The organism is Methanothermococcus sp. (assembly GCF_015523155.1).
Taxonomy (GTDB): domain Archaea; phylum AGJL01; class Methanococci; order Methanococcales; family Methanococcaceae; genus Methanofervidicoccus.
Genome location: NZ_WAKW01000008.1, coordinates 20,468 through 27,983, shown reverse-complemented (window position 1 = coordinate 27,983; position 7,516 = coordinate 20,468). Strand labels below are relative to the sequence as shown.

4 protein-coding genes and 1 pseudogene are annotated in these 7,516 nt (G+C 28.4%); 3 read left to right on the top strand and 2 right to left on the bottom strand.

The genetic code is table 11. The features are described from left to right. Together F7B34_RS01530 and F7B34_RS01525 are read right to left on the bottom strand one after the other, a co-directional pair. Window positions 1-464 (bottom strand): annotated as a pseudogene (locus tag F7B34_RS01530) (hypothetical protein); the annotation flags it as partial. Window positions 465-571: 107 nt separating this feature from the next. Beyond that, window positions 572-3,988, bottom strand: coding sequence for a PKD domain-containing protein (locus F7B34_RS01525; protein WP_292459788.1), 3,417 nt, complete (start codon window positions 3,986-3,988; stop codon window positions 572-574). 217 nt (window positions 3,989-4,205) lie between these two features. Between F7B34_RS01525 and F7B34_RS01520 the strand changes: the two genes are divergently transcribed. From F7B34_RS01520 to serB, 3 genes are all read left to right on the top strand, one after another. Then, window positions 4,206-5,933, top strand: a complete 1,728-nt coding sequence (locus F7B34_RS01520) for a hypothetical protein (RefSeq protein WP_292459786.1) — start codon at window positions 4,206-4,208, stop codon at window positions 5,931-5,933. 1 nt (window position 5,934) lies between these two features. Then, entirely contained in the window at window positions 5,935-6,714 is a 780-nt protein-coding gene (locus tag F7B34_RS01515) for a hypothetical protein (protein WP_292459784.1), read from the top strand. Window positions 6,715-6,818: 104 nt separating this feature from the next. Continuing rightward, window positions 6,819-7,454 carry a phosphoserine phosphatase SerB gene (gene serB, locus F7B34_RS01510; protein WP_292459783.1) on the top strand — a complete coding sequence of 212 codons (636 nt, stop codon included), beginning with the start codon at window positions 6,819-6,821 and terminating at the stop codon, window positions 7,452-7,454. Window positions 7,455-7,516: the final 62 nt, after the last annotated feature.

The following is a 7,516-nucleotide window of genomic DNA, read 5'->3' as shown; positions in this document are numbered from 1 at the left end:
TTTACAGTTGTAGATGCAATGATTTTCAATTTTACAGGTTTTGAGGCATCCTTAATTTTTCCCCCTATTTTTATATCGTAGGTTCCAATGGGAACATTTGATTGGGAAACTACTGCTATACCTTCACTATTTGCATTTGCACTTTTTGTAACCCATATGCCAGTTTTTACAGAAACCGATAAATCATTTACATTTTCTCCGACAACCTTAAAATTATTTGGTGAGCTCGGTATTTCAACACTATTCATAATATATCCATAGTATGGTGCAGATACCATTGGATTTACTTCAAACCATGCCTGACAGTTTATATCTTCGTTTGGATTTGCTTTTCCAGTTAAGGATATATTTTCATCAATGTTTGGTATATATGGACTTATAAATATATTAGAGGCTGCATAATTTGAAGAGATAAAAATTAATCCTAAATAAAAAATTAATATCAGTTTTTTAATAATAACCACCCCTATTTTAAAAAATACCATAGAGAATATGTTATTTAAAATGTTTATAATTTTATAATAATTTTTATGTAATTATTAAAAAAGAAAAAGAAGAAAATATTTTTATTTTATTGTTGCTCTATTGCAACAAGTTTTTTATCTACTGTATCGTAGGCTATTCCTATTACATAGGCATTTGATACATTTTGTAGATTCAGCTGATATACTGGGTTATTTGTAGTTGGACTGTATGTTGCTGATGCTGTATCTGGTGTAAATATTGTTCCTACTATATCGTTTATTTTTGATGCATTTACTGTTATGAAGTCGTTGTTATTTACTATCAATTCGCTTCCGCTGTTTCCAACTACTGAGACATTGAATAAATTGTTATTTGGATTTGTTCCCACAACACTTACTTTTATTACTGCATTTTTATTTATCATAGCCAATCCATATCTTATTTTGTGTGCAGGAGTTTCATTTATTGAAATATTGTATGTTGAATCATTGGTGAAAGGATTTGTTCCAACAAATGTTAAGTTCATTTTATACTTCATTACTTCAAATCCACCTACTGCTAGGATTTTCACATAGGTAGCATCATATGGAGTATATCCTCCTTCTGTAATTACTACGGCTACATCTCCACTGAAATCACTTGCTGGTAATGTCCATGTGGCACTATTGCCAGATACTGTTTGGACGCAGTTGTATTTAGAGTATTGATTCATTTCAATAAGTCCAATTAAATCACTTGCATTTCCATTGAGCATCTTATTTATGGCATCTCTAAGTGAGCCCCTATCGCTTATTACTGAAAGTGTAACATTCTTACCATTCATATCTGCATTGTTGTAGGTTATTGTAATATTGTCTCCACTGTATGATATTTTGTTGAGGTTGTTCATTGCCTCTATTATCGATGCCACACTTGCGTTGTCTTTAAAGTATATTTCTATACCTTTGCTTGTATCTTTTTTATTAACAACATTTACATCTGCTGTTATGGATGGTAAATTAATAGTTTTTGTTCCTGTAATTGATAACGTATTGCTATCTTGTCCTTCAAATTCAATGGTTTTTCCATTTGCTATGACTTTTATTGCTGGTTTCTCTGATACTGGCTGAGCAACTGAAACTGTAATTACAGATGAAACTTCATAAACTCCGTCCGATACAGTTAATGTGATATCGTATGTTCCATCTGCTGGATAGGTTATGTTTATTGTTTTTTCACCATCGAGGTATGAAACACTCTGAGCTCCCGGTGCTTCCCATGTGAATGTTAAAGGAGCTCCTTCTGGGTCATAGGATTCTGATGCATTTATTAATACATTTAATCCATTTATATCAGGTGTACAGGATATTACTGGCGGTTGATTTATCGTTTTTACACTTAATGTAATACTCAACAAGGGGTCATCTTTCATAAATAATAGTAATATACCATTGGTTGCATCGTATTTGTAGTAGTTTCTTTGAGTTCCAGTTCCATTATATTTTGGAATAGCACCTAAACCATCCTTATATACATTATCTACTGAGTTATTTCCAATAGGTATAGCCACTACAACATATGTATCATTTGTAGATTTATTGAAGCTTATTTCAGTATTTACTGTTGCTTCATTTGTATCTTCGTCAATTGTAATGTTTTTAACATCAACTGATACATCATTTACATCCTTACTTGCAACAACCACAGGTCTTATGAGGTTTTCTGTCAATGTCGAGGTTTTTTGGATATTTTCTGCCCTGTCCAATGCATCTTTAATATTTTCTAAGTGTATTGTTGTATTTGCTATTGTGGATGTATTTGTTGTATTTGTTGTTGGTATTGGAATGTCCAGTGATCTATTTTCAATAGTTGTGTTTATAATAAATGCATTTGTTGTATTGTCGTTTATTTTAATACTTGTATTTTCTGCTGCTGCTGTATTTATAACCTGCAATGAAACAGTTTTATTTCCTGTTGTGGATATAGTTTCTTTTTTTGGTATTGCAATATCCATTACAAAGGTTTTGTTTATTTCTGGATGGTCATTCAAAGCAAATATAACTTTTGCTCTGTATGATTTTCCAGAGGTTAGTGCTGATGTATTTGTAATTGTGCATGTTATGTTATCAGTCGTGTTTATTGAATTAGCACTTGTGTTAGCACTAAGATTTCCTGTTGTAGTCTGAGTAGTTATTGATATGTTTTTATTTTGATAGTTTGTAATGGTTATCGGAATAGTTTCATTTACATTTCCACCAATAATTGTTTTTGATATATATCCTGGACTTACATCAAAGTATCTTAAATATACATTTGTTGATGATGTAGATGTTTGGTCTTTATCATCATATACTGTTAGTGTTGCAGAATATATCCCCTGCATTAAGTAGTTTCTTGATATTATTGTATAATTTGATTTTCCTGAAATGTTCATTTCATAACTAGTTCCATCACCGTATTTCAATACAATCTTTTTTAATTCTTTATCATCGCTTACATTTATATTAAATGTTGCCTTTAAACCATCAATTGAAACATTAAATTCATTTATTGTTGGTTTTTTATCTACTGATGGGGTTATTGGTGTTACTGTTGTTCCTCCGCGTCCTCCTGATGGCGTGGTTATCATTGAGGTAGGGGATAATCCCAATTTACCTGCGATATTTGATATAGTATCTGACATTGATGTGCTATCACTTGAAACTGAAATCCCTGATGCAAATGTAAGTTTTGAAATTATTTTATTTAATGTATCTTCTTTTGATGCAGGTATTGGGGCTATTGCACCCACATAACCATTAACAAAACTTACTATCGCATCTAAAATTGGATTTTCAGTTTTTTCTGCATAAACAACTGCAACATCTTTGTTTTTAGCATTTGGATTTATTCTTGGAACATATGCTAATGCAGTTTTTATAACTGAATCGTCACTGCCTGATGCAATTATGGTATTTTTTGCATGTGTTGATATGGTGTTTGTTATTATATTTGGAATTTTGTTACCGAGAATTATTGCATTTTCTGGTTTTGTAGTTTTTAACAAATCTGCCACTTCATTATCTTTATCCAATCCATAGTATATCACAGGAGCTCCGAAGCTCACTGCCACAGGGGTAATTTTTTCGTTAAACCCCTCTGCAACTACTATATTCTTTGCCATTTCAGGCTTTTCTTCTTTAATCAATTCATACATTTTTTGGGAAGTTTCAACTCTGGTTTCTCCCCATACCCTTTTAATATTATTTATATTTAATTTATTTATTTGGTTTTCCACATTGTTGCTAACTGCAACTGGACCACCGACAATTATTACTTTATTGATATTATTTCTTTCGAGCTCTCTTTTAGCATTATCCGAAAGTTTATCTGTTGGTGTGTATACCAGTTTGTACCCCATTGCTTTGGCGTATGGTGCTGCAACAACAGCATCCGCTGGGGTAGATACTACAACTGCTACATTTTTAGTAGTTTCTGAGGCAAAACCCAAAGGTAAAGCCCCCAGAATTATTATCAAAGATAGCAGTATGGAATAGGCTTTCATAACAATCCTCCCACTTTTATAGTTATTTTATTTTTAGAGAATTAACTTAATTTTTATTAATATTTATAATATTTGGTATTTATTAATTTAATATTGAATTTATATTTATTTACATAATATATTTATATACTATTTTGATATATTAACTTTATTGTTATATTTTTTCATATATACTCATTTATTTATATCGTTTTAAAAAATTAATAACGGTGTTTTAATGAAAATTCGAATAATATTGTTTTTCATCCTTTTAGCTCCAATGGCATACAGTAGCGAATTTAATGAGATATTACATACTTACTTCCAAAGTCTTATAGATGAAGGTCATGAAAATATGAATATGTTAATAGAAGGCAACAAAGCAGAGCCCCTGTCTGCAAATGTTTTTAATGTCTCAGAGAATTTAAAAAAACATGGGGTAAATCATACACTTTTAAAGATATCCCCAATTTTTGAGCAATATTACAATTCTATCAATAATATTACTATAAATTACAATAATATGATAGAACATAGAAATGTTAAGAATCCCTATGATTACATCATATTTAAGACATCTTTAAAAAATGTCCGTAATAATTTAATTGTTTTAAATAATTCACTGAATAATATAGATAATATAAAATTAAAAAATAGAAATGGAAATATTTTAAAATTCGACACTTCAAAGGTCAGAAGTGATATCAACATAATGTTAAAAGAAGCTGAATTATACTCCAATAAAATAAACAAAATTGCACCAGAGGGGTTTGTTATATATTCGGATAAAAGCACTGTTTTCATAGATTCAAAAATAACAATATATGGATATATTAATAATAAAAGAACGATAAATTCCATAACTCTCTACCACAACAATGATTCTTACAATATAACTTTAAAAAATAACAGTTTTTCAAAAACATTTTTAATAAATAGTCTTGGGAATCATATATTTTATGCAACAACACCGTCGGAAACATCAAATACTCTAAAAATATCTTGTTTAAAGATTCCAACACATATAAATGTAATCTACAAAAATAAAGAATATATTGACAATAATGTAAACTTAAAGATAGAATTATACGATTATTACGGCAATGAACTAAGGGATAATGTATATATCCAGTACCTAAATAAACATGAAAATATTAGAGCTCCTTTAAATTTAAACATCAAATCAAACATGGAAAAAAATATATCTATATATTTAGAATATAAAGGAAACAACATATACAGCACATCAAAAAAAATAATTACAATAAGATTTATAAGAATTCCTACATATATAACTGCAAATTATGAAAATAACAAAATAATTGGAAAGTTATTTGATAAAAACAACAATTTATTAAATAATAAAAATATCTATTTAAAAATAAATAACAAGACATATACCTCAAAAACAAAAAATGGAAGTTTTGAATTTAATATAAATAATACCTCTGATAAGTGTTATATCTTCTTTAAAGGGGATTCTAAATATTTACCATCTTCAAAGAAATTGATTAAAGATAAAAACACCATACTTATGTCATCTATTGATAACTCCAATATAAACAATAATAAATATATGCTATGTTTTATAGTATTGATAGTTTTGCTGGTTTTAATGACATATAAAATACAGAAACATAGGAATTTAGAAAATACAGTTGATGAAGGGGATGTGGGAATTATCTACAAAACAGTTAAAACTTTGAATATAAAAAGCATATATTTAGAATTTGAAAAATATATATCCAATAAAAAGTATGTTGAAGGGATAATTAAAGCATATTATTTATTTATAAGTAGATTGAATATTAAAAAATCTCTAACCCCAAGAGAAATATGTAAGATATATGGCAATATAGAAGGTTTGAAAAGTATAACAAAAATCTTTGAAAAGGTATATTATGGAAATATAAAACCCGAGAATGATGACATTAAAAAATATGACAAATTCTTTAAAAGGGATTAATATGAAAGATATAGTTGAATTTTTACAAAATGTGTTTATATCTTTTTTAAAATTAAGTTTTTTTAAGAAATTTTTTATAACATATGTTGGTTGTTGGATAGGTTTTTTCTCTATGCTCCTTTTTTCCAAGGCATTGTATCTTTTCTATACTAAAAATATAGTGACTACTGCAGGAGTTATTGCATCTAAAAAATTTGAAGTTATCTCTGGTGCAGTTTCATCGCATGTAGGGTATAATTATTTTTCAATAGTTTTATCCTATTTTATAAACAACTCCTTGGCTTGTACCATAATATTATTGACATTCCCAAGTATGGCTTATCTATATAAAAGAGACATGGTATATAATAGGAGCTCTCTTAGGGATTATTTAAATATTCTAATTTTATTTTATTTCATAGTTGTGATAAATCCAATGACAGGTATTATAGGATATAATATCGATTTAAAGAATATATTCGTCATATTTCCCCACGGTATTTTTGAATTTGCAGGATTTGCACTTTCAATAGTTGTAGGTATTGTAATAGCCAATAGAATTATTCCAATAAATAACGAACTAATAAAAGAGGAGAATACTTCAAGAAAAAACGAACATTACAAGCATTATATATCAAGAGGAATATTGATTGTAAAAATAATGGCAATATATTTATTGATAGGTGTTGCAGGGTTTTTGGAACCATTGGATTGGATGATTTACAACTACGCAATACAAAATAATTTAAACGTTTTGGATATTATGATAAAAGTTTATATGCATCTTTTAATGAATTTTTAAATTTTATTTAGTTTTTATATATTTTAGTCTCTCTCCTCTATATATACAAGGCTAAAAATATGTATGTGGTTATATATAATAACATTATAACATAAGGTGATTAAATGGATAATAAAAAAAAGCTTATTTTATTTGATTTGGACAGCACATTGATTAATTGTGAAACAATCGATGAAATAGCTAAGGTTGCAGGTGTCGAAGATGAGGTAAAAAAAATAACCAAAGACGCCATGAATGGTAAATTGGAATTTGGAGAAGCTCTAAAAAAAAGAGTATCTCTTTTAAAGGGATTACCTATGGAAAAAATAATGAATTTAGTTTCAAATTTAGAATTGACAAAGGGAGCAGAAGAAACAATTAAAGAACTTAAAAAAAGAGGGTATATAACAGGTGTTGTAAGTGGAGGTTTTACCATAGCAACAAACAGAATAAAGGATATCCTTGGTCTCGACTATGCCTATTCAAATGAACTTATAACAAAAGAGGGGAAATTAACTGGGGAAGTGATAGGTCCAATAATGAGCTCACATGCAAAGGGAGATATATTGGAAGAAATAGCAAAAAAAGAAGGCATTGACTTAAAAGATACAGTAGTTGTTGGGGATGGTGCAAATGATATAAGCATGTTTAAAAAAGCAGGTTTTAAAATAGCATTTTGTGCAAAGGATATTTTAAAGAAAAATGCAGATATTTGTATAGATAAAAAGGATTTAAGGGAAATTTTAAAATATACAATATAACATCCATACTAAAATAAATCTAAAAATATTTATATATACTGTAATATATTTATATTATATTC

Excerpts from the sequence above, each read along its gene's own strand:
- serB (WP_292459783.1), top strand. The coding sequence starts at position 6,819 with ATGGATAATAAAAAAAAGCTTATTTTATTTGATTTGGACAGCACATTG.
- F7B34_RS01515 (WP_292459784.1), top strand. The coding sequence starts at position 5,935 with ATGAAAGATATAGTTGAATTTTTACAAAATGTGTTTATATCTTTTTTA.
- F7B34_RS01520 (WP_292459786.1), top strand. The coding sequence starts at position 4,206 with ATGAAAATTCGAATAATATTGTTTTTCATCCTTTTAGCTCCAATGGCA.
- F7B34_RS01525 (WP_292459788.1), bottom strand. The coding sequence starts at position 3,988 with ATGAAAGCCTATTCCATACTGCTATCTTTGATAATAATTCTGGGGGCT.